The organism is Paraglaciecola sp. (assembly GCF_051252315.1).
Taxonomy (GTDB): Bacteria; Pseudomonadota; Gammaproteobacteria; order Enterobacterales; family Alteromonadaceae; genus Paraglaciecola.
Genome location: NZ_JBPOFP010000071.1, coordinates 1 through 25,239, shown reverse-complemented (window position 1 = coordinate 25,239; position 25,239 = coordinate 1). Strand labels below are relative to the sequence as shown.

The 25,239-nt window shown below is 39.3% G+C and carries 14 protein-coding genes and 2 pseudogenes; 10 read left to right on the top strand and 6 right to left on the bottom strand.

Going from position 1 to position 25,239, the window contains the following annotated elements:
• The 4 genes and pseudogenes from ACSHXM_RS14120 to ACSHXM_RS14105 all read left to right on the top strand — a co-directional run.
• Window positions 1-93: pseudogene (locus tag ACSHXM_RS14120) on the top strand (transcriptional regulator); the annotation flags it as partial.
• Window positions 94-436: 343 nt separating this feature from the next.
• The gene (locus ACSHXM_RS14115; RefSeq protein ID WP_435689493.1) at window positions 437-1,777 is read left to right on the top strand and encodes a magnesium transporter; all 1,341 of its coding nucleotides are present in this window, start codon (window positions 437-439) and stop codon (window positions 1,775-1,777) included.
• Window positions 1,778-1,895: 118 nt separating this feature from the next.
• On the top strand, window positions 1,896-3,815 hold the full coding sequence (speA, locus tag ACSHXM_RS14110) for a biosynthetic arginine decarboxylase (RefSeq protein WP_435689491.1): 1,920 nt from the start codon (window positions 1,896-1,898) through the stop codon (window positions 3,813-3,815).
• Between the two features lie 96 nt (window positions 3,816-3,911).
• Window positions 3,912-4,955: an energy transducer TonB gene (locus ACSHXM_RS14105; RefSeq protein ID WP_435689489.1), complete on the top strand. Its 1,044-nt coding sequence runs from the start codon at window positions 3,912-3,914 to the stop codon at window positions 4,953-4,955.
• Window positions 4,956-5,062: 107 nt separating this feature from the next.
• On the opposite strand, the gene ACSHXM_RS14100 is transcribed toward ACSHXM_RS14105, so the two are convergent.
• The 3 genes from ACSHXM_RS14100 to ACSHXM_RS14090 all read right to left on the bottom strand — a co-directional run bounded on the left by ACSHXM_RS14100 (window position 5,063) and on the right by ACSHXM_RS14090 (window position 10,561).
• A complete protein-coding gene (locus ACSHXM_RS14100; protein ID WP_435689487.1) occupies window positions 5,063-6,346 on the bottom strand; it encodes a metallophosphoesterase in 1,284 nt (427 codons plus the stop codon).
• Window positions 6,347-6,420: 74 nt separating this feature from the next.
• A complete protein-coding gene (locus tag ACSHXM_RS14095) occupies window positions 6,421-9,216 on the bottom strand; it encodes a TonB-dependent receptor (RefSeq protein WP_435689485.1) in 2,796 nt (931 codons plus the stop codon).
• 214 nt (window positions 9,217-9,430) lie between these two features.
• Complete coding sequence (locus ACSHXM_RS14090; RefSeq protein WP_435689483.1) at window positions 9,431-10,561, bottom strand: serine hydrolase domain-containing protein; 1,131 nt, start codon at window positions 10,559-10,561, stop codon at window positions 9,431-9,433.
• A 252-nt stretch (window positions 10,562-10,813) separates the two neighbouring features.
• Between ACSHXM_RS14090 and ACSHXM_RS14085 the strand changes: the two genes are divergently transcribed.
• The 3 genes from ACSHXM_RS14085 to ACSHXM_RS14075 are packed head-to-tail and all read left to right on the top strand — an operon-like array spanning window position 10,814 to window position 13,540.
• Window positions 10,814-12,163: an AlkA N-terminal domain-containing protein gene (locus ACSHXM_RS14085; RefSeq protein WP_435689481.1), complete on the top strand. Its 1,350-nt coding sequence runs from the start codon at window positions 10,814-10,816 to the stop codon at window positions 12,161-12,163.
• A complete protein-coding gene (locus tag ACSHXM_RS14080; RefSeq protein ID WP_435689479.1) occupies window positions 12,160-12,648 on the top strand; it encodes a methylated-DNA--[protein]-cysteine S-methyltransferase in 489 nt (162 codons plus the stop codon). The genes ACSHXM_RS14085 and ACSHXM_RS14080 overlap by 4 nt, the downstream gene beginning before the upstream one ends.
• Entirely contained in the window at window positions 12,638-13,540 is a 903-nt protein-coding gene (locus ACSHXM_RS14075) for a DMT family transporter (protein WP_435689477.1), read from the top strand. Before ACSHXM_RS14080 ends, ACSHXM_RS14075 begins: the two co-directional genes overlap by 11 nt.
• Here the strand turns inward: ACSHXM_RS14075 and ACSHXM_RS14070 are convergent.
• Complete coding sequence (locus ACSHXM_RS14070; RefSeq protein WP_435689474.1) at window positions 13,527-14,951, bottom strand: sensor domain-containing diguanylate cyclase; 1,425 nt, start codon at window positions 14,949-14,951, stop codon at window positions 13,527-13,529. The two genes, ACSHXM_RS14075 and ACSHXM_RS14070, sit on opposite strands and share 14 nt — an antisense overlap.
• A 261-nt stretch (window positions 14,952-15,212) precedes the next feature.
• Here ACSHXM_RS14070 and ACSHXM_RS14065 point away from each other — a divergent pair, with 261 nt between their 5' ends.
• Together ACSHXM_RS14065 and glmU are read left to right on the top strand one after the other, a co-directional pair.
• Window positions 15,213-17,546: an agarase gene (locus tag ACSHXM_RS14065; protein ID WP_435689472.1), complete on the top strand. Its 2,334-nt coding sequence runs from the start codon at window positions 15,213-15,215 to the stop codon at window positions 17,544-17,546.
• A 196-nt stretch (window positions 17,547-17,742) separates the two neighbouring features.
• Window positions 17,743-19,101 carry a bifunctional UDP-N-acetylglucosamine diphosphorylase/glucosamine-1-phosphate N-acetyltransferase GlmU gene (glmU, locus tag ACSHXM_RS14060; protein ID WP_435689470.1) on the top strand — a complete coding sequence of 453 codons (1,359 nt, stop codon included), beginning with the start codon at window positions 17,743-17,745 and terminating at the stop codon, window positions 19,099-19,101.
• A 118-nt stretch (window positions 19,102-19,219) separates the two neighbouring features.
• Here the strand turns inward: glmU and ACSHXM_RS14055 are convergent, their stop codons facing one another.
• Window positions 19,220-23,560: a VCBS domain-containing protein gene (locus ACSHXM_RS14055; RefSeq protein ID WP_435689468.1), complete on the bottom strand. Its 4,341-nt coding sequence runs from the start codon at window positions 23,558-23,560 to the stop codon at window positions 19,220-19,222.
• A 389-nt stretch (window positions 23,561-23,949) separates the two neighbouring features.
• On the opposite strand from ACSHXM_RS14055, the gene ACSHXM_RS14050 reads away from it, so the two are divergent.
• Entirely contained in the window at window positions 23,950-24,879 is a 930-nt protein-coding gene (locus ACSHXM_RS14050; RefSeq protein WP_435689466.1) for a polysaccharide lyase family 7 protein, read from the top strand.
• 18 nt (window positions 24,880-24,897) lie between these two features.
• Here the strand turns inward: ACSHXM_RS14050 and ACSHXM_RS14045 are convergent.
• A pseudogene (locus ACSHXM_RS14045) lies at window positions 24,898-25,239 on the bottom strand (hypothetical protein); the annotation flags it as partial.

Here is a 25,239-nt window from a genome sequence, read left to right as displayed (position 1 = left end):
AGCAAGTACTCACCAACTTTAGAAGTAGCATTTAAAATTTCTACAGTATTTGGTCATTCAATTGAAGAAGTGTTTCAATATCAATCCAGCTAATCTATATAAAAAGTCTGTTCCATTTAACCTAAAAACATGGCTACTTATTTGAAAGTAGATCTTATTCTTAATTATCTTCATGACCGACAATACTTTAACCACAATAAAAGATTACGCATTTTTAAAAGGACTAATATAGTAGCAAACACACACTTACATTTAAAAAACTGTAAAATAGTCCATAAAAAATTATTGATTCACTTACACCTAAGTTAAATTTTTCACGCGCATAATTGTGGCGTCGAACTTGATATATCGCTAACATTCATAAGCTAAATTAAAATTATTTTTGATATGAAATACAATCGGACTAAAGTAAATCACTAAAATATAAGGAGCACTAATGGTTAATCAAGAACAACGTGAAAGTGCCTTTTTGTGGATCTTAGATCGATTACAAGAAAACCAAGTAGCGGTTCCGATTATAGCCAAAGACTTTAGTGCTGAAGATTGGGCTTTTGTATTTGAGGGACTGCCTAAAGAGCACCGTTTAAAATTATGGCAAACACTTAACCAAGACAAAAAGTCTTCTGTTTTAGCTGCGATGCGTGATGACTCACGTGTGCAACTAATGTCATTACTCAGTGCTCAAAATATTGAAGATGTAGCCTTAACGAGTAATACCTCAGAACTACTAGAAATTTTAGAAGTGCTTCCTAGTCATGTCACTAAGGGTTTAATTAAAAAACTGAATCCCGAAGAATTGGGTCTTGTCGAAGAAGCATTAACCTATAGCGACGATCAGTTAGGCCGATACGTAAATCACGAAGTTTTTACTGTCTGCAAAGGCGTCAATACAGCAGACTTGCTTGACGAGTTAAAAGCTAACGACTTACCAAGCTACACCGACAGTATTTTGGTAGTTGATGAAAGCGGACATTATCTAGGTCAAATTGATATCAATCAGCTATTTAGTTGTAATGAGCAGATTGATGTCATTCAAATTGCGGAATTTTCAGACCAAATATTAGCGGCGGATCAAAACTTAATCGAAGCTGCAGAAGCAATGAAAAGTTGTGGGCGCTCTATGTTACCCGTCATCAATAAACAAGGTCGATTAGTAGGTAGGTTGTCTATAAAAGACGCCATAGATGTATATCAGGAATACTACGAGTCTCAATTGTCTCATATGGGGCGAGTTAGCGACGAAGATTTATTTGCCCCGGTTTTCACCAGTTCTAGACGCCGTGCAGTATGGCTAGGCATAAATTTGATCACAGCATTAGCTGCTTCTATGGTGATTGGAATATTCGATGAAGTACTTGTACAAGTAGTTGCTTTAGCTGTTTTAATGCCTATTGTCGCGAGTATGGGAGGGATTACAGGCAGTCAAACCTTAACTTTAACAATACGTGGTATAGCCACAGGTCAATTAGCTAAATCTAATCTAAGAGCCTTAGGTAATAAAGAAGTGTTAGTAGCATTTTTTAACGGTCTACTTTGGGCTGGTGTGGTGTCTTTTGTTACCTCGGTTTGGTTTGACAGTACCTCCCTTTCTTTCATTATCGCTTTTGCAATCATAATTAATATGGTGGTCGCTGCTTTTGCTGGTATAGCGATACCAGTATTTCTTGATAAATTGGGTGTTGACCCGGCAATTGCTGGCTCAGTAATTTTGACTACAGTGACTGATGTCGTTGGTTTTTTTGTATTTTTAGGTTCTGCTTCATTACTGCTTTTGTAACACTAAGTTGTGATTCGTTGTGATTAGAGACTCAATGGAATTGGTTTAACCTGTAGCCAGCGGAATACTTGTTCACTATAATCCGCAAAAATTTAATTTTTAAAACAGCGATTTAAGTATGAGCTCAAACAAAAAGTGGACCATTGACGATTCTGAAAACCTTTACCGAGTAAAACGCTGGGGTGAAGGCTATTTTGAAATTGGTGATAATGGAAACTTATTTGTTACGCCCGATCCCGCTAACACAGACATGCGTATTGATTTTAAGTCTGTCATTGACGAAATTAAACATGAAGGTATTCAATTCCCTGTTGTTGTTCGTTTTCATGACATATTAAGATCCCAAGTTGCTACGCTTAATCAAACCTTTCAAGCCAACATTGAAGAAGCAGAGTATCAAGGCCAATACATGGGAGTGTACCCAGTAAAGGTTAATCAAATGCGCGAAGTTGTTGAAGAAGTGGTAGACGCTGGCGCACCTTTTAATTATGGCTTAGAGGCAGGTTCAAAAGCTGAACTTCTCACCGTAATGGCTCTTAATACCAATACAGAGTCTTTAACTATTTTAAACGGCTACAAAGATCAAGAATTTATGCGCTTGGCCCTGCTCAGTTTAAAACTAGGGCGTAAAACCATTGTTGTTATTGAAAAATTCTCTGAACTTACACTATTAGTTAAAATTGCAGACGAATTGGGCATTAAACCACTGGTTGGCGTGCGCTCAAAGATGACAGCTAAAGGTAGAGGTAAATGGGCAAGCTCTGGTGGAGAACGGGCTAAATTCGGCCTAACCATTAGTGAAATCATTGGTGCAGCTCGTTATCTTGAAGAAAGGGGCATGGCAGACAGTCTGCAATTATTGCATTTTCATATAGGCTCTCAATTAACCGATATTCGTTCAGTTAAAGAATCAATTAATGAAGGAGCAATGATTTATTCTGAACTTCATAAAATGGGCTTCAAGTTAAAATATGTAGACGTAGGCGGTGGACTGGGTATCGACTATGACGGCACCAAATCCACTAATGATTCGTCACGTAATTACACAATGAACGAATATGTTGCTGATATAGTGTACGGTATGAAACAAGTCTGCGACTTAGAACACGTCCCTCATCCAACGTTAGTCAGTGAAAGCGGCAGAGCTATTACAGCCCATCACAGCTGCGTGATTACTCAAGTAGTCGGTGAAATTAAAGCACACAGTGCAGGCATTCAAACAGACAAAGAAGAAAACGAACACGTATTGGTGAGCGATATTCGTGAGTTAACCGAGATCATTGATACCCACGATAACTTGCAAGAAATTTTTAACGACGCATCCCAATTTAAAGAGCAGGCCAAAGAAGCCTTTAAGTTACGGGTAATATCTTTAGAAGAACTAGCCAAGATTGAAACCTTATACTGGCAAATAATGGAAAAGGTAAAGGTTAAAGTGCAAAACGAAGAGTTTGTGCCAGAAGATATGCAAGAGTTAGAGTTCGATCTTTCATCGCAATACCTATGTAACTTCTCAGTATTTCAATCTGCAGCCGATACCTGGGCCATCGATCAAATACTTCCAGTTGTGCCTTTAACACGCATGAACGAGAAACCCACAATCAAATGTTCGTTAGTTGATATCACCTGTGACAGCGATGGGAAACTCGACCAATTTGTTAGCGAAAACGGTATTTCTGACGTATTACCTATGCATACTTTAAAGCCAGACGAAGACTATTTTTTAGGCTTATTTTTAACCGGCGCTTATCAAGATGTTATGGGCGATATGCATAATTTATTTGGCCGCCTAAATGAAGTACACATTTTCAGCCATGACGATGATCCTGAAGACTTTTATATTGAGGAAGTGGTACACGGCTCCTCTGTTGAAGATGTATTATCCATTATGCAATACCATCCTAAATCTATGGCTCACACAGTGAAAAAATCAATCGATAAACATGTTGCTAGCGGTAAAATGAAACCCAGAGAAGGCGTGAAATGGACTGACTTTTACGAAAGCTGTTTAAAAGGCTACACCTACCTTAAAGTCTAGGATTTGCAGGTAGGTAAGAACTCAGGTGACATTTAGCACTTAGCCAATTAATATACCCAATCACTCATGTACTTCCCATATATTCAAGGATGATTTATGAAACACCTTTCCATTGCTCTGATACTTTGTTCGTTTATTCCCACAACCCATGCCGAGCAAACCGAGGTGTCCCGTTTAATTGAAACCGCAATAATCAAAGACGCGAAACCACTTGAACGTATACATCCTCGATACCCTGTTACTGCAGCAAGAAAAGGCCAAGAAGGTTGGGTAAAATTGAGTTTTGTCATCAATAAAGAAGGCGAGGTTGTTGAACCCATAATCGAAGATTCGTCTGGTATAAAAGGCTTTGAAAAATCGGCTATTCGGGCAATAAAACAGTGGAAATATGATCCCGCAGAGCAAGATGGAAAAGTCATCGAACAGTGTAAATCTACGGTACAGTTAGATTTTAGGTTGCAAGGGAGCCTCGGAGTTACTTCAACCTTTTATCGCCATTACAAAAAGATATCTGCAGCTATTGCCAAAAAAGATTATCAATTAGCAGAACAAAATCTGCAGAAATTAAAAACAAAAAAACTCTGGAACATGCATGAAAACGATTGGTTTTGGTTAGCAGATTCTTTATTAGCCTTCGCCTTAAAAGATCCTATCCGTGAGTTAAATAGTGTTAACCGTGCCAGTAACGGAGCTGAAAAATCTATTGGAAAAGATAACTACCTGCATATTTTATCTAGAATGTTTATTTTGCAAGTTGAACAACAAATATATGTGCAAGCGTTAGCTACCTTTGAAAAAATTGAAAAAGTAAAAGGCGCTGAAAAACTAGTCAAACAATATACACCCGTTATCCAACAAATTAATGCTGCCATAACAAGTGACAAAACCTTAGTGAGAAATACCCAAATTAATCAAAGAGGCCATCAAACTCATCAACTTAGCAGAAATCGCTTCCAAATAAGCGATGTGCAAGGGCCTTTAAGAGAGTTGGAAATACGTTGTGATAATAAACGTTCTCGCTTTACCGCAGAAGAAGATTCAATATGGAACATACCTGCTAGCTGGGGACAATGTAATGTATTTTTTAAAGGTGAAGAAAATACGAAATTTAATATTATCGAGTTAGCGAATAAGGTTTAAGTTGTTACTGAGAATGATATTCAGTTTTTAAAATAAATATTCTTATATAAATAGTCGCTTCAGTATTGCATTTCAATACTGAAGCAAAAAGCTTAATTAAGCCTAGTTTATTGATTTCGACGAGAAAATGTGAATACTTGTTCTTTAATCAATTCACCATTGCCAAGCCTTGGTGTGGAGTAGAACTCTACTTTGAGCATATTCTTATGGTTATCTAATTCCATATGGCTAAATCCCCAGGTGAAACTTTTCGACCAAACTAAATCCATTTGCCCATAAAGCTTTTCTTGTTGCTCGGCAAAAGGTGTATGTTTACCTCGCATTTTAGACGCAGCGCCACTGATAATAAGCGGTAACTTAGGTTTATTACTGTCACCTAAAATAGTCGAACAATCATCTGTAAGTAATTCAAGATCATGCTCATGGCCAGCTATATAGGCATCAGCGAACTGACACAAACTTGGTAAAAGTAACTTTCGTAAAACATGACCTTCGCTGTATTTAGTGCCTCCTATTGACCATAAAATATGATGGCCATACACAATTTTCCACTTAGCAGTAGACTTGGCTAAACCGTCTTCCAACCAAGTAAGCTGTACTTTGTCTTCGTTATTAACTGGCCCTTCGTGTGGCTCAATGTCCTCTAACTCTGCAATACCTTTTTCCATGGCTGTTGTTTCATCTTGTTCACTACCGTCAGGCAATAAAGGGACTTCATAAAATGTTTGCCCAGCTAATAACATGTTTGTATCGAGTACAAAAAACTCTACGTCTTGGCCAGCCCCACCAATTTTATAAGAATAATACCCTCTGTCATCCATATGAAAATTTGGCTGAGTCTTCATCCATTTTGTTTGTAAGGCCACTCCCTTACGAGAAGACTTCCAATCATGATTACCTAGAGCAGAATAGACGACTAAATTGGGGTCTTGGCTAAACAGGGGTTGTAAAGGCGCTAGGATTAGATCATTCATTCTTTTCTGATCATCTTTGCCGTCATCGGCATCCGCTCCATCTGGATAGATATTGTCTCCTAACTGAATTGCAAAATCACAAGGCCGAATATCACAGAGTTTTGCCATAGCCAAACCCACTGGCGTTGCCCCACTTTTTTCGGTGGCGATTTTGGTGTCTGGATACACGTGAATAGGTGCATGATCGAATTCAGCAATAGGCCGGTAATCTTCTAACCAGTCTTTACGTTCTTCCTCAATAAATTCTTGTTTACTTAAGGCTTTATCAATATGTTTTTGCTTGGGATATTCAACGCTGTAGCCACCATCACCAAAGGCTATAAAATTGATATTGTCTATATTTTGGGGTTCAGGTTGCTGCGTAGAACAACCACCAACAGCTAGCAAACTCGCTAACATAATTAATCTATTTTTCATTTAATACTCTTGAGCTAATTACCCTTTCGGTAAAGGCAAGCCATTAAAACTATGACTTACCTGCCGAAATAAAATTAGAACGAACTGAAGGTAAAACCTAATTCGTAAGAACGTCCGTAAGTTTCGTACTGATAGTTATAAGCCGCTGAACCGTGGTACAAGTAATACGCTTCATCAGTCAAATTAACTGCGTTAAAATACACCTGCATACTGTCATTGATGTAATATTTTGCGCTGAAATCAAGTTGGGTGTGAGCGTCTTGATATACCCCACTGTCATTGTCCTCAAACTGAAAACTTTTCCCTTTGTGAGACAAGCTTAAGCGTGAACTAAAATTATCATTTTCATAACCCAGCATTAGGTTACCTACTACATCAGCCTGCTGAGGTAGTTGATCATCAGCATCGATAAAGGTCCCGTTAGCACTTAGCATTAATCCAGAATCAAAGTTCTTAGTCCATGCTAGCTCAAATCCTTGTAATGACGCACTGCCACCATTCACTTTTTGTAGTACTTCGTCAAACCCGTCCCACTGTCCATTATCTTCCACTTCTTGTAGCACGATAAAGTTATCTATATCTTTATAAAAAATACTCGCTGATAACACCCCAATGTGGCCTGGGTAATACTCTACCGAAAAATCTAAGTTGGTAGATTCATAAGGGTCTAACTCAGGATTGCCTACTTCAGCTTTGCGCTCTATTTCAATAACACCGTCATCATCTTTACTTTCGGTTTCAATTAACTGAAAGGCTGCTGCATCTTCAAAGGTTGGGCGAGCAATGGTTTGTGTATAAGCAAAACGCATAACTAGTTGTTCATTCATGTCATAACGAACATTTAAATTAGGCATAAAGTGAGAATAGTCTTTCTCAACAGCTAATGGAGTCACGCCTACTGTTTCAGTATCCGCCACTTCATCAACAACTAATTCTACTCGATTTCCAGAAGTAGAAAACTGAGTGTCTTCTAAGCGGACACCAGCAACAACATGCCAATTATCGATATCCATAGTGACCATGCCATATACAGCGAGTACATCCTCTTCACTTACATAGGACTGACCTAAACTATTAATTTCTGTATCATTTGCATTGATTTCTAGCTGAGACTGATTAGCAAAAAAGTAATCTTTAATAGCGCTTCTTGAAAACCCTGGACCAAAATCACCTATGTCGTAGTCATCAATATTTACAGCAAATTGAGCTCCGCTTGCATCGTTAAATCCACCATCGTAAACCGTGCTATTTAAGCGATTGAATTTTTCTCTTTGAGTAAGCTTAGCGCCCCATTTAAATTCGGCATTGTGATTGTTTACAACAAAGTCTTTGGTTAAATCAATCTTCAAGCTTAAGTCTTCATCTTCGGTTAAGTTGTCTTCGAAGACAATTTCGTCCAATTCAAAGTTACTTAAATCATGGGCATTGGCAGATTGAGTTAACACAGGAATAGGACCAGACATCAGGTATGCCAAATCAAGATCTTCACCTTTAAAGTCTACATCAATACGATCTGGTTCTTTTTCTTCTGATTTTGAATACCCCAAAGTATATTCAAGGGTCCAGTCGTTTAACTGATTTTCGCCGCCTGCTACAATTGACATTATGCTTTGAGACTCGTACCTGTCCTTTGTATCCCTATCCATTTCAGCGCCAGCGAATGAACAACTATTATTATTTAAAGAGGTAAGGTCAACAGCACCATCTGCAAACTTGTATTCGTTACGCAAACGGAATTCATCATCAGAAAATTCACTCCATAATGTACGTAAAAAGTATTTATCAGTACTCGATGTGTGTAAGTCCAAATTCACCGCGACGCCAAGTCTTTCACGAGTGATGCGGTAATAACGTTGTTCGATTTCTTCTGCTCCAAAAAACTCTGCATCATCACCAGTGGCAGCGTCTTCTGCTTCAATCTCAGCCCAACCACCATCGGTTTCCATATTTAGCGAGCCAAAGTCCCGCTCAAACCAAGACACGGCAGCAGCAACACCTAATTTATTATCATTATCAAGTTCAACAATATCGCTAAAGCTGGCAGATAATTTGGGGCTCGCTTCTGATACTTGTGCGTTATATGACTCTTGTACCGTTAGGCTATAATTGCGACCTGCCCTATCAAATGCACTTAAACTTTTGACTTCAATTGAGCCACCCACAGCGCTTGCGTCCATATCAGAAGTGACGGTTTTGCTTACTTCTAAACTTTGAATGAGTTCACTAGGTATAACGTCCATGGCCACACTACGCACACCCGCTTCAGGCGAAGGTACGTTTACGCCATTTATCGTCACATTATTTAAATTTGGATCAATACCTCGAATTCCTACAAAGCGCCCTTCCCCCTGGTCTCGTTGAATAAACATACCAGGTAGACGTTGTAAGGCCTCGGCTGCATTTTGGTCGGGTAATTGACCAATACTGTCGGCACTTACAATAGACTTCAAACTAGAGGCATTTTTTTGTCTATTCAAAGCATTCGCTTGGCCTGCTCTTTGGCCAATAACCAATACTTCGTCAATTTCTTTAGCATTGTTTGCTAAAGACAAATTTTGCGTAATAACACCAGTTTCAGAAACAGTTACCGTTTGTTCAACGGGTTTAGCTCCTAAATAGGTGACCACTAAGGTGTACTGACCTGCCGATAAATTATCAAATCTAAAAAAGCCATCGCGAGCACTAATTACACTTTTATTTTGTTGTTTGAGTTCAACACGAGCACCTTCAAAATAAGTACGATTATCGCCATCGGTTACTCGGCCTTCAATTGTTCCAGCATGGGCATAAGTTGCCATCACCGCAACACTGGTCAAGGAGGCTAAAATTGATTTTTTTAAATAATTTAATTTAGAAGAACGTTTATTCATGTTTTTTCTCTAAGTGAAAATAAAAGATTAGCGAGCTTTTGACTCTATTTTTATGCGGCTAACTTAAAGCAGAAAGATGAATAATTTATGTCACTAATAAGTGATTTATATGAATATGTTTACAGGCGGTTACTTTAATTACCGCCACGGTTTTTTACGATAGATAATTGACTAGGCGCCGGTCAAACGACTCTAGAACGCTTTATGGCATAGATTAAGTTTTGGTTTTTGAGTTGGCTTTTGCTTGACTAAAATATCGAGCCCAAAAATCAGGCGTGAATTCATTAATTAGATTCGATTCAGCATTCATTAACATAACGTAAGCAACGCCAAACTCTGGAGCAAAAGCCACATCAGCTCGATATCCTTTCACCCATCCACCATGGTAGTTCAAAGTTTCTCCTTCAAACTGATAAACTCGCCAGCCTAAACCATAATGTGCATCAGATAGATGTTTACGCCATTGTCGTCTGTACAATTCCTTTTTACTTTTAGTTAAAGGGCTTGTTACTTGTTGAACCAAATCTTTCGAAATCACATTAGGTGTTTCCCCCAATAGAGCTCGCATCCAAATAATCATATCTCGCATACTTGCATTCACACCTGCTGCGGGTGAATAACGATAATAATCATCTCTTACTCGGGTTTTACGCCATCCATTTTTGGAAATAGCCACGTGAGGTTTGGCCCACTTGCTTGAGCTTTGCAATGCGTTTTTACCAACACTTGCGTTTGGCATGTTTAGAGGTTGAATTAATGCTTTATTAAGCGCTTGCCCATAAGAAGAGTTATGTTGTGAAAAATACTCTTCGACAACAGCAAACAATGTATTTTGATATGTGTAACATTCGCCAGGCTTACACAGAGGTTTAAGCTCTGAAAGCATAGTAAGCACTCGCTTAACTGGGTAATTTGCTTCAATTAGATTGTCATAAGCGTTAGGAGTATAACCGCTTGATTGCCCAATGACATGTTGTAAAGATAACTGTTTTTTACCCTTGTTTACCAATTCAAATTGAGGCACTAAATTTGCGACTGGATCCTGCCAATCAAGTTTTTTATGCTCGACGTATTTAGCCATTAACATCGAGGTAAATGTCTTTGATACAGAGGCTAATCTAAATACCGTGTCTATTGCAATCGGCCGACCAGATTTACTTTCTTTACCGAACACAACGACAGTAGCGGGTTTGTCTTTTTCGATTAGAGCGAAGGTGTAACCTGGAATATTTTTACGCTCAGCTTTTCTTTGAATATCTTGAGCAAATTCTTTAAACCAAGGTTCGGCAGCCAATAAGGTATGACTTGCAAAACACATTACAATAAATAAAAGCAGTCTACACATATGAGCCCCAAAAAATCGCACTACAAGGCAAAACATCTCTCACAAAAATCAAAATAATAATCGAACACCTACGTAAAAAGTTGTCAGGCAATGACAAGCATGAACACATTCATTATCAACGTTGTTACTAGTTAGGATCAACTGTCATTTTTAAACAATCGGCTAATTCCAACTATAACTACCGTTTTTGTCGCACTTAACTTAAATAAAGTCGATAGAATAACATTTCATTGTAAAAACAAGGTCATTAAAATGAACGCGGCATACCGACAAGCTAGGTTATCTAAAGACCCCAGATTCGATGGTAAGTTCTTCATTGCAGTTAAAACAACCCATATTTTTTGTCGACCAATATGTCCGGTAAATCCACCACTTGAAAAAAACGTAGAATATTTTGAATTGGCAGAGCTTGCTATGTTATCTGGTTACCGGCCATGTTTACGTTGTCGGCCAGATAGCGCACCCGACTCATTTGCTTGGATGGGCATACAAACGACCATTAGCCGGGCTAGAAAATTATTAAAAATATACCCCAATTTAACGATTAACGAGATCAGCACAAAACTTGGTATATCACCTCGTTATTTAAGGCAGTTATTTCAGCAAGAATTAGGCATGAGTCCTAAACAGTATCAATTATTTAATAAAGTACTATTTGCCAAACAGTTACTTCATCAAAGTCAATTACCCGTTGAACAAGTTGCGCAGGCGAGTGGCTTTTCGAGCTCAAGAAGATTGCAAGATCAGATCAAAAAAGTAACCGGACTGACACCAATAAAAATTAGAACGAATAAAGGTCAAAAACAGCCCTCTCAAACCATCAAACTAAAATTGGCATTTCGTCCACCTTATAATTGGCAACACATAAAAGACTTCTTGTTCTTACGTGCAATCACCAGCATCGAAAAAATTACTGACAATAGCTACTCAAGAACATTTATTATCAATGGGGATACGGGTTGGTTTAAAATGGAATATAATCAAGACGTTCATTGTTTTGATTTAGAATTAAAACTTAACAAACTTTGCCAGCTGAAACCCGTTTTAAATAATATACAAAGAGTGTTTGATCTTAATGCTGAGCCTAATGTCATTCATTCACAGTTATTAACCACAGGGCTGCATGCCAAAGACTTATCACTAGGGTTAAGATTACCTGGGGTTTGGGATACTTTTGAGGCAGGATGCAGAGCCATTTTAGGCCAACAAATATCAGTGAAAATCGCCATAGGTCTACTTAACAAATTATGTGAAAACTTAGGTAGCAAATGCGAGTCGCAGTTATATTTTCCAACCCCTAATGCCGTAGCAAGCAGTGATTTGAAGTTTTTGAAAATACCAATGAGTCGTAGGCAAACCTTAATAGCTTTTGCTAACTATATGCAGTCTTCCAATAACCTGGCAGTGGATGAATTAATATCAATAAAAGGAATTGGCCCTTGGACAGTTTCTTATATAAAGCTCAGAGGAGAGTCTAACCCAGACGTTTGGTTAGACTCCGATTTAATCGTTAAGCAACAACTAGAGAAATATCAAATAGCCGCCAATAATTCACAACCTTGGGGTAGTTATCTCACGTTACAGTTATGGAATTTAGCATGAATAAACCAAAACATTACACTCAGTATCTAAACAGCTCTTTTGGTAATATTGAAATTCAAGCAAGTAATAAAGGGCTCACCTCTCTTAGGTTTAATCAAGCAGAGTCCGGCACGAATATCACTAATGAGCATACTGAAAATGCCGCTATTCAATTGGTCGAATATTTTGATGCACAAAGAACTAGTTTTAATTTAGCATTCGATGTCCAAGGAACAGAGTTTCAACAAAAAGTGTGGGGGCAACTTATGCAGATCCCGTATGGAGAAACATCAAGTTACGCCAATATTGCAAAAAGAATTAACAATCCCAAAGCAGTTAGAGCTGTTGGAACTGCAAATGGGCGTAACCCTATCGCAATTATTGTACCTTGCCACAGAGTCATTGGCAGTAATGGCAGCCTAACAGGGTATGCTTGGGGCACTCAGTTAAAACAACAGCTACTAGAGCTCGAGAAACAAGTAAGGGTAAACGATAGTGCCAACTAAATACTTTATAGAATTGCTTATATTGTCCGCACTATGGGGGGCATCATTTTTGTTTATGCGAACAACAACGGGAGACTTTGGGCCTGTTATGTTGGTAACCTTACGAACAGGCATTGCAGCATTAGCTTTGTTACCCTTTTTTATCTACAAAAAATTGTTTCCTGAATTTAAGCGACAGTGGAAACCAATCTTCTTTTTGGCTATTGCCAATACAGCAGTACCATTTTGTTTATTCAGTTATAGCACATATCATTTGGGAGCTGGGTACAGTTCAATTTTAAATGCCACTGCTCCTATGTTTGGTGCATTAGTAGGTTTCTTTTGGCTAAAGGATAATTTGTCAAAAATCGCAATTTTCGGCCTGTTTTTAGGCTTCATGGGCGTATTACTATTAAGCCTTAGCAAGATTTATGACGTTGTAGAAGTGGTCTATTTACCTATATTAGCCGCTTTAGTTGCTACTTTTGGATACGGATTATCAGCATGTTTTTCTAAAAAATATTTAACCGGGATCAGTTCATTAACTGTCGCTGCGGGCAGCCACTATTTTTCACTATTAACGTTATTTCCTATCAGTCTATTTTTTTGGCCTGAAGCCAATCCTAGTTTAAATAGTTGGATACAAGTCGTAATACTTGGGCTTTTTTGTACTGGTATTGCCTCAATTATGTACTTCAGACTAATAGCAAACATAGGCGCTGAGAAAGCCATCACCGTTGCCTATTTAGTGCCTGTGTTTGGTGTGATTTGGGGAATCGCATTTTTACAAGAAACAATGACCTTAAACATGCTGTTAGGAGCTTGTTTAGTATTAGTCGGTGTCGCTTTAACAACTGGGGTGATTCGGTTGAGTAAACAAACGAATAAGCCGGTTGAAACTAATCAGATTTAATTAACTGCATTTTCACCAGGTTTCTACCTTCACGCTTTGCGGTGAATAACGCATCATCTGCAGCTGAAATGACTTCTGCCATTGGTCGAGAAATCGCAGTAAATGAAATACCAAAACTAGCGGTAATTTGAATCGAAATCGATCCTGTAGTGATCATCATCACCGACAATTTTTTACACAAGACCTGGCACAAATCGACTGCTTCATGAGGGCCAGTATTGGGCATAAGCAACATAAACTCTTCACCACTCCAGCGCCCAAGAAAATCAGTACTTCTAATTTCATTTTGTAACATTTGAGCGACTTGGCGCAGCACAATATCGCCCGCTTTTCGGCCATGGGTATCATTAATGGGTTTGAAATTATCCAAGTTAATTAAAACCAAACTAACCGACTGTTTTTCATACATTAATTCATCAAACTTCAAGTTCATATTACTTCGGTTGGCTAATTCAGTAAGAATGTCTATCTGCTTGATTTTTTGCATATCTTTCTTGAAATAATACAATAAATTATATATCAGCAAGAATAGTCCAAAAATAACCACCAATAAGGTCACTATACTGAACATAAAGCCGCGGCTAATCTCTGTTTGTCGCGATTCTAAAGGAGTGACTAAATATAAAGTCCAATCAAAAGGCTGTATATTTAATTCAGCAATCAGAGACTCTTGCCCATTGATAGGTAACAATAAGTTATTTAGTGAGCTATTTTGTTGCTGTTCGTCGAGAATCTTAAACCAAGGTAAATCTGAAAGGTTTTTAAAAGTCGCACCTTGCACTAATAATTCAATGTCCGAAGTCAACGTGATGTCTTTATTTTGATCAACAAATATAAAGTCATATCCATATCGGTTTTTATACTGACTAAATATTTCTGTGAACCCTTTTAAACTTTTTCCAACACCGAACACCCCTAAAAACTTTCCATCTTTATCAAAGATTTTTAAATCTATATAAAACTGAGGATTTTGCCACTGTCCGATATCTGCCATAGCGGTTTCTGGCTGGGCTTTATACCTAAAGTACCAGTCGACTTTTTCTTCATCTAATTCAATTTTTCTGCCACGTGAGTCATATTGAACACGGTTTATTTCACTAGCTATGAAAAAATTCAAATCAAATTCTTTGTTTAGCCGGGCCAACATTGAAAATATTTCTTGTTCTTTATTTTGTGGCTGTGCCATTAATCGTTTAAGTTCTTGAGCTTCTGCGAGCGTTTGGGAAATGTGTAGTGGGCGCATTAATTGTTCTGTTATCAATTTTAATGCGGGAGAGTGTGACTGCTGCTGTGCTCTACTTTGTTCGGCAACTATGTTGGATATACTGATATGTGCAAGTGCCAAAATAGACACCACTACAACAGCAAATAGTATCAAAATACTACGATGTAAGGTTCGGAATATATTCACAGGCAGCCTTGCTCTTTACTTATCCAATCTCAATTTGACGATATTATCGTAACAAAATAAATATTACGATCAAGATCCTCTCCAATACTAAGAATCTTCCCTAGTTTAACCAATGTAATCATTTTTTCACGATATTGCCATACTACTTTATAACTACTATGCAGCAGCAGGCAAAACATAGGCAGATTGTTAACAGTTTACATTTGAAACTAGGATGTTTAACATACCTTCACTTAGAACATTTCAGCTAGAGCAACTAAAATGAATATTAGGCACAAAAAGCGTTTGGTCACCTTATGTATTTTGGTCAATTTAATAGCCTGTAGCACAGATGAAAAAGCTACAAATGTTAATACTGAAAAATCATCTGACCCTTTTGATAATGAACAAGTATTACTATCAATGGTTAACTTTGATAGTGAACTACAACAGGCATGGATCAGTTCAGAATCAGATCTACAAAGCATGATTCCAACTGCAGAGGGACAAAAATTAAAGGTCGATTTCTCTGCAAAGGAAAATATTTCTACTGTACGTATAGAACCTAAAACCCCTTGGGATCTAAATCAATATCAAAACTATAACCTCGCTTTTGAAGCTGAAAATACTGGCTCTACACCAATACATTTGTATTTATCTATTGAAAACCCTAGTACCGAAATCCAAAAACGCTCAATCAGTTTGCCAGTCGGTTTTGCTGGCACTATATATTTTCCTCTTCAAGGTAAAGAAGCAGAAACAGAAGTGGGCTTATGGGGAGATGCGCCGCCTTGGCAGACAAATGACCACCTTATGGTTTGGCGTTCATGGAGAGCATCACAGGTTAATGTAAAAACGATACAAGCCCTCAACTTCTTTACGATTGGCACGCTAGAAGACAAACACGTTAATATAGATAATATACGAATACGTAAAAATCCAGCCACTGAACAAGATTGGTTAGTTAATATTGTCGATAAATTTGGCCAAAATGCCAAACGTGATTTCCCACTGAAAGTTAAAACAGAACAAGAACTAAAAAAATTAGCAGACGAAGAACTTGCCATACTTAAAGTGTCAAAGGGCATGTCTGACCGTTCTCGTTTTGGTGGTTACTCAAAAGGACCAAAACTAGAGGCAACAGGCTATTTTAGAACACAAAAAGTAGACGGAAAGTGGTGGATGGTTGATCCAGAGGGTTACCTATTTTTCTCCCATGGGCCAGCTAATGTGCGTATGGCCAACCTCACAACTATTACAGGCATAGATTACGCGGCCCCTGAAATTAGGGTAATACGCGACGATGAAACCACTCCTGAAGATTCAATGGGCATTATCAAAATAGCAGACGAAATAAAGCAGTCTCGGTTTGTTACGTCAGAAATTCGCAACAATATGTTTGAGTGGTTACCGGATTACCAAGATCCACTTGCAGATCATTACAGCTACCGCCGGTCAACCCATAAAGGAGCCGTTAAACACGGTGAAACCTTCAGTTTTTATCGCGCAAATTTAGAACGAAGATACGGCCAAACCGAGCCTGAGTCATACGTAAAACAATGGCATGATGTGACATTAGACAGAATGAAACACTGGGGTTTCACCTCTTTTGGTAACTGGGTAGATCCGGCTTTTTATCCTAAAGAAAAAGTACCTTATTTTGCCAACGGTTGGATTATTGGCAATTTCAAAACCTTGTCTGGTAAAACTAATCATTGGGGATTAATGCCAGACCCATACGACCCAGTTTTTAAACAAAGAGCACAAATTACCATCAATGAAATAGCTGAAAAAGTAAAAGCCTCACCTTGGTGTGCAGGAATATTTATTGATAACGAAAAAAGTTGGGGTGAACGCGAAGGGTCAGTTGAAGCCCGTTATGGCGTGATCTTAGATGCATTATCTAAAAGTGTTGATGAAAGCCCAGCTAAAGCAGCATTCACTCAACACATAAAATCAAAGTATGCTTCAGTTGATGAATTGAATAAAGCTTGGAAAACAGAATTAGCTGATTGGGCTGAATTAGCCCAAGGCGCGACCTTTACATCACATTCTGATGCACAAATTGATGATTTATCTAAGATGTTGGAAATGTTAGGCGAGCAATATTTCATTGTGGTTCACAACACACTTGAAGAAGCCCTGCCTAATCATTTATACATGGGCGCCAGAATGGCAAATTGGGGCATGCCAGACGAAATCATCAAAGCATCAATTAAGTACTCTGACGTACTTAGCTTTAATATTTACGAAGAAGGTGTACAAGCCCATTTTTGGGACTTCTTAACAGAAGTAGACTTACCCGTGACTATTGGGGAATTCCATATTGGCACGGCCACAGACTCAGGTATGTTTAATCCTGGTATTGTGCATGCAGCAAACCAAACAGAACGTGCTGCTATGTACAAAAAGTACATGCGCAGCGTGTTAGAAAAGCCTTATATGGTCGGCGCGCATTGGTTCCAATACGTTGATGAGCCGATTTCAGGACGTTCATTTGACGGTGAAAATGCCAATATAGGCTTTGTCACCACGACTGACTTACCCTACCCAGAACTTATTCAAGCGGTACAAGAGATCACTTCAGATATGTATCCGAGAAGGTATGGAAAATAACCCAGCCATTATGTTTTTAGAAACTGAGTAGAAGCAACTAGGTTGTTTCTACTCTTTTATCCTTCCTAGACGACATCTTTTAAACAATTCGAATATCACATAGCCTTTTTTCTGTTGTCATGACTTATTAATATGGATTGGTATTATTCAATAGGTTCAGTATAAAATACTGCCAGCATTTTAATTAAGGACATTTATGACTTTTTCAGTAGTAGTTTTAGCGGCAGGTAAAGGAACGAGAATGAAATCTTCTCTTCCAAAAGTGTTACATCCAATTGGCGGTAAACCTATGGTACAGAGGATCATAGACACAGTTAACACCATAGGTGCAAGTTCAATAAATCTTATTTATGGACATGGTGCTGATCAATTAAAACAAACCTTAGGGCATAATGAATTAAACTGGTGTTTGCAAGCTGAACAGCTCGGAACTGGCCATGCTGTGCAACAAGCTGCGCCACACATTTCGGATGACGAAGACGTTTTAATTTTAGTTGGTGACGCACCGCTAATTAAACCGTCAACGCTAGAAGAATTAATCTCCATTAAACAAAGTGCAGATTTAGCACTATTAACTGTGCATTTAGATGATCCTACAGGCATGGGACGCATAATTCGTCAGGGAGACCAAGTAACGGCAATCGTTGAACATAAAGACGCCACTGACGAGCAACGAAAAATTAGCGAAATTAATACAGGCATGATGATCATGTCGGGCCAGAATTTAAAACGTTGGTTAAACAACCTCAACAGTGACAATGCACAAGGTGAATTTTACTTAACAGATGTTATTGCCATGGCAGCGTCTGAAGGCAAGGTCATTAAAGCCTCGCACCCTAGTTCTGCCATTGAAGTTGAAGGCATTAACAACCGTATGCAACTTGCAAACATCGAACGCGCTTTTCAGTTCGAGCAAGCACAAAAAATCATGGCGCAAGGTGTTAGTTTAAATGACCCTCATCGCTTCGATCTACGCGGAGAATTAACTGTAGGCCAAGATATTAGCATAGACGTAAATGTCGTCATCAAAGGCAAGGTAACTATCGGCTCTAATGCCCAAATTGGACCTAACTGTGTACTTATTGACTGTGACATCGCCGAAGGCGCAAGCATCGAGGCAAACTCAATCATAGAACAAGCACAAGTTGGCGAACATTGCTCTGTAGGCCCATTCGCAAGGTTACGCCCAGGTGCGGTTATGCATGCTAAGGCGAAAGTGGGTAATTTTGTAGAAATGAAAAAAACCACACTTGGCAAAGGTTCAAAAGCCAACCACTTTACTTATTTAGGCGATACCACAGTAGGTGAAGGTGCCAATATTGGTGCTGGGACTATCACGTGTAATTATGACGGAGTGAATAAGTTCAAAACCATTATCGGTGACGGAGCTTTTATAGGATCTAATAGTTCACTAGTTGCGCCAGCTAACATAGGCAATAATGCCACTGTGGGCGCAGGCTCTATTATTACCAAAGAAATAGCCGATAACGAACTGGCTATTGCTCGTGCCAAACAACGCAATATAGCTAACTGGGAAAGACCTACTAAAAAATAATAAACTAACCCAAACTCGGGTTATACCAATCAGCATTAATAACTTTCTTAAAATACTTCAGCTATAAAAAAACCCCTAAGGCTTTCACCTTAGGGGCTTCATCACACACAACTAACTATTATTCTGAAGCAACAACCGCTTCAGATGTTGATGAATTAAATGGTGAAAGTTCATTGTCTGTATCTAGAGAATCACCGTCAACATAAGACTCAAAGTCATCAGAGAATACTAACGTACTCCCTGCTGTATCAGAGTAGATTGCAACGTTATCAACAGATACCACACCAGTAGCTTCTCTTACGCCTCCGTTGTCACCAAATCTAATCGAGGCATGAGTTAGGCCACCAATAGAGTTGTTGTCTGGGGTGAACCCCTCAGCCGTTAAGCGAACGCCGTCAACCTCAACTGTCACCAGTGGAGTAACTTCTAAGTTACCCTCTGGATATTCCCAAGTCACCACAACGTTCATAAACTGATCAAGAACAACGGTAGCACCTGACGCATCAATGTCACTTGGGCTACGTACACCAAAACTATCATCTCTAATACGCAGGTCTAAAATTGCGCCATCATTATTGGTAGCTGAGTTAAACAGGGTAATGAATGCGTCACCATTTCCAAGCTCATCATCCAAACGTTTTACTGCTACTTCAAATCGACCTTGGGCTAAAGGACCAGCATCACCAAGAGCGTAACGCAGCTCACCTGTGTCAGAATCTAATGTATCTGTAATTGCTGCAAACTTGTTACCTGCAGTTCCAGGGCCACCAACAGCACCATCTTCAGCAGCAACGACAGCGTCAGCAGTGTTGCTATGATATGGAGAAACCGCATTGTCGGTATCTAGCGAATCACCAGCAGCATATGACTCAAAGTCATCTGAGAATACTTCTGTATTACCAGCTGTATCTGAGTAAATTGCTACGTTATCGACTGATACGATACCTGTAGCTTCTCTTATGCCAGAGTTGTCACCAAATCGAACCGAAATATGAGTCAGACCACCAATAGAGTTGTTGTCTGGGGTGAAACCGTCAGCCGTTAAGCGAACGCCGTCAACCTCAACTGTTACCAGTGGATTCACTTCTAAGTTACCTTCAGGATATTCCCAAGTAACCACAACGTTCATAAATTGGTCAAGAACAACCGTAGCGGCAGACGCATCAATATCACTAGGACTGCGCACACCAAAACTATCGTCGCGGATACGAAGGTCTAAAATAGCACCATCATTATTGGTATTTTCATTAAACAGTGTAATGAAAGCGTCACCATTACCAAGTTCATCATCAAGACGTTTTATCGCCACTTCGAATCGACCTTGGGCTAATGGACCATTTTCACCAAGAGCATAACGTAACTCACCTGTATCATCTGTCGTATCAGTAATTGCAGCAAACTTGTTACCTGGAGTACCAGGGCCGCCTGCAGAACCAATCGTTTCAATTGACGCTTCTGAAGTATTGCTATGATAAGGAGATACTGCATTGTCTGTATCTAACGAATCACCATCAACATAAGACTCAAAGTCATCAGAGAACACTTCTGATGTGCCAGCTGTATCAGAGAAAATAACTAGGTCATCAATAGTAAACTTAGCAGCAGCATCAGTAACGGCGCTATTTCCACCCAATCTAAAGGATACGTGAGTGACACCACCAAATGAATTGTTGTCAGGTGTAAACCCTTCAGCGTCAAAACTAACACCATCGACTTCAACTGTTACCAAAGGATTAAGTGCAGTATCGCCACCTGGGTATTCCCAAGTAATCACTACATCCATGAAGGTATCTAACACAACAGTTGCGGCAGAAGCATCAACATCGCCCGGACTACGCACACCAAAACTATCGTCTCTAACACGAAGATCTAGAATTGCACCATCGTTGTTAGTGTTTTCGTTGAACAAGGTAATAAATGCATCTGCACTGCCAACTTCATCGTCTAAACGCTTAATTTTCACTTCAACTCGCCCAGCAGCAAGAGGACCATTGTCGCCAAGTGCATAACGAAGTTCACCAGTATCACCAGAGTCGGTATCGATAATAACTGCAACATTGTTTGCACCCGTGTTAACAACTATGGTGCCAGCAATTGTGATTGCTAGTTCAGCAGTAGTGCCATCAAATGATTCAATAGTGAAGGTATCTTTTTCACGTTCACCTACAAGAAGTGCTGAGATAGTTGCGTTTCCGGCATCAAGAGTATAAGTCCATGAACCATCTTCTAAAATCTCTAATGTACCGTACATACCTGTTAGTGTTGACTGTAGAACAAACGCTTCACCATCATCTGGGTCAAGTACACTTACAGCACCTGTTGAAGACACTTCATCACTAGCAATCGCCCCTGTTAAATCAAAGAATGCTGCTGGTGTAGGTTCGACAGCGCCACCCACATCAAATACAACCACCTCTGCATAAACAGATTCACTGTAAAGGCTATCAGCACCGTCTAAGGCTTCGCCTTCATCATAACTTTCAAAGTCATCTTCAAATACGCGCACTGTGCCAGCAGTATCTGAATACACTGCAATATTATCTACAAAGAAATTACCAAAAGGAATGGTTCTGTCGTTATCACCAAATCTGAATTGAATTCGCTGAACACCATCAACAAACCATTGGTCTAAGTTTTCGAAATCTGAATCTACAACTGCAGCAGTAGAGAAAGCACCACCGCCAATCACTTCTCCATCAATAGAAATAGTTATTTGTTCAAGGGCATCTAAGTCCCATACTATTTCAACGTCATAGAATTGTTCTTCAACGAATGGTGCAGTGATCATGTCACCTGGGTAAGAGGAACTATCTGTATTTCGAACAAAGAAACGTGGTTCAACTGCGATATCGTCGATAGTTTGATTACCTTGAATACGCAGGTCAACCAACGACTCAGCAGAACTACCTGAAGAACCATATAGCGTAATGTAAGCATCTTTTATGTTTCCATCACTACCACGGGTTTCTTCTTTCGAGAAAGAAGCAGTTAGCTTACCTTGACGTAGGTTATCTAGGTCAAATCGTATTTCACCTGTATCACTTCCTGTGTCAGAGAGTTTAGCGACTTGTGTCAACGCAGCAACACGTAAATCAATCTCAGATGTAGTGCCATCAATAGATGAAATAGTCACTGTATCGTTTACTGAATTTCCTAGTTCAAGGCCAGCAACCGTCTCGTTTGCAACGTCTACTGTGTAAGACCAACTTCCATCAGCTGCGATACTAAAAGTACCAAAGTCAAGAGCGACATCAGTTTGAATAATAATGGCGTCTTCTTCAAAATTTGGATCAGTAACTGTTACCGAACCAGTTAAAGGACTCGTTGCCGTGTTGTTAACTGTACCGCCTAAAACGCCTTCGATAATGGCAGTGACAGGGTCGTTATTATAACCAACAGCTGAGCCGATTACGTCAAGCAAAGATTGGTCAACGTCGGCAGCTACTACTGAAGTAGTTTGAAGATTAGTTTGAGCCGTTTCGAATGCTGTTAGTGTGCCTTCAGAGAAGCCAGCGTCGTCAGACAAATCAGCGACAAGGTCGGCTAAAATAGTAGCAGCATTTTTGTCTGCGTCATCAGCATCTAGCTGTGAGATAAGGGCCAATACAGAACCATATCTGTCTGCATTTTCAGCGTCATCAGCACCGAGTGCATCCACACCAACAACAGTAGGCTGCGTTTCTGTGGTATCAAAACGAATACCGAATCGCGCATTAATTGCTTCGGCTGCATCAGAAGCAGTCGTTAAATCGCTACCTGCTGATTGCACGGCCATTTCGGTCAATGGAGAAACAATGTAGTCTGGTGCAACTATTGGATTGACTTCGTCAACGACACTTTCAATAACATCTACAACCGCTCTTAAATTTGGAGCGTCTAGGATATCACCAGTAGATTCATCAGTATAAGTACCGCCAGAACATGAAATTAAGCCGTTGCCCTTAAAGTGAACATCGACAAAAGAAACGGCACCGCTTGCATCAGATGTTGAAGACGCTTGTGCAGTTGTGCCTGCTGCGCCGCTATCATCTACTGAGAAAATGTCACACATAGCGCCACTGACTGGGCCTTTAACAATAAAAGCAGATACATCTAAAGTTGGAAGTATTTCAGTTGTAGAAGCACCTAGCCCTTGCCTGAAGCCAGCATTATCAGTATATAAAGCTGAGCCCGTTATGATTGACCCTTCGTCCGCTTCGGTAATCGTATAAGATGAGCCGGATCCAATAGTCTCAGACGTGCCGTTTGTATCTTTTACCCATGAATAACTAACCGAGCTATCAACAATACCGTCTGGATCGCTTAGCGACGTAGTTAGTGTCGTGCCAGCGATAAAATTGCTACCTATTATTTCAAAGGCTCCGTTACTATTTCCTTCCAATGTAGACTTGTCGTCTCCACAGGATGAAATCACCGTAGCGCTCAGGACGCTTAAGGTAAATAATTTTAACTTGTTCATCGTTAATCTCTCTTTGAATTACGCTTTATCTAGATCTTGCATCTGCTGCATCTGCTTAACAACTGCATCTACACAACCAACCTATATTACCAATTTAACCAATTTGGTTACTTTCACTTGATATAAAAACACAAAGAGAACGATCTTACCAGTCAAATTTAACGAACAGACACATTTTATTTACAAAAAACACCATGACTCAACCAAACACTAATCCCTACATGACAAGGGCAAAGCGCCAAATCAAAGCCAAGGTGTAATACCAATTAAAAAAAACAATAAGACCAATTTTAGTGTTTTACAGCCAAAACACTCTTACCACTTGGTTTTTAGGTATACTAGCTATATAAATCCAGCCTAACGCTCTCATTAACTAAAAGGTTAGAAATATGTTTTATAAAGATCCAGTAATCTTCGCTTCATTATTAACCCTTGTATTCAGTACTACATCTATCGCCTCCGAAAATATTCAACTCAATCCAAAAGCGGCGCCAGGACTAAATTTTGATCTTGAAGATTGGAATATTAGTTTACCTGTTGATACTAATAACGATGGGCAAGTGGACACGATCCCAGAAAAGTTATTTAAAAAAGGATTTCAATATAAACCTTACTTTTATACGGCAGATGACGGAGGTATGGTCTTTACAGCATTTGTTGATGGCGTTAAGACTTCAAAAAATACTAAATATACCCGCACAGAATTAAGAGAAATGTTGAGGAGAGGCGATAACAGCATCAAAGTTAAGGGGGTGACTAAAAATAATTGGGTGTTTAGTTCTGTCCGTGGAAAAACTCAAAGGCAAGCAGGTGGTGTAGATGGTCGGCTGGAAGCTACAGTTGCTATAAACAATGTCACCGTGACTGGCGACCCTAAGCAAGTTGGTAGAGTGATCATTGGACAAATTCACGCTAAAGATGACGAGCCCGCTAGATTGTATTATCGAAAACTCCCTAACAATACCAAAGGTGTTGTTTACCTTGCCCACGAGCCAAGAAAAGGAGACGAGCAATATTACGAATTTAATGGCTCACGAGCCAGCAATGCCAAAGAACCATTAGACGGCATAGCGCTAGACGAAAAATTCAGTTATATCATTGATGTAAAAGGCGATATCTTAACTGTCACATTAAGCAGAGAAGGCAAAGACGACATTACACACCTGGTCGATATGAAAGATAGTGGATACCACAAACGCGATCAATACATGTACTTTAAGGCTGGGGTTTATAACCAAAACAACTCAGGCGATCCAAAAGACTATGTGCAAGCTACATTTTATAAATTAGAGAATAGTCATAAAGGTTATAAGTATTAAGTCACAATTAGTACGATTTTAATGAGCGTTAAAGTCGCCAAGTTTACTCTTGGCGAACTCTAATCCATAAATACGTTCAAGAGCGCCGCTATTGCTAAGTTCCAACATGTTTTGATCATAAAGCGCCGCTAACTTTCTACCTTTGCTTGTATTTTGGAAAGCGATGAACAACTTTTTGTCTGCATTAAGCACCACAAAGTCTACTTTATCTTTATATTCAGTTAAAAAGTTGTGCTCGTAGTCGATGAAATAATCGACCCTTTTACCTAACAACAAATTAAAGCCCGCTTCTCTAGTTTTAACTTTATAGAGATTCTTTCCAGGATCGATAACCGTTTCAAAGTTAAAACCTTCCATCCA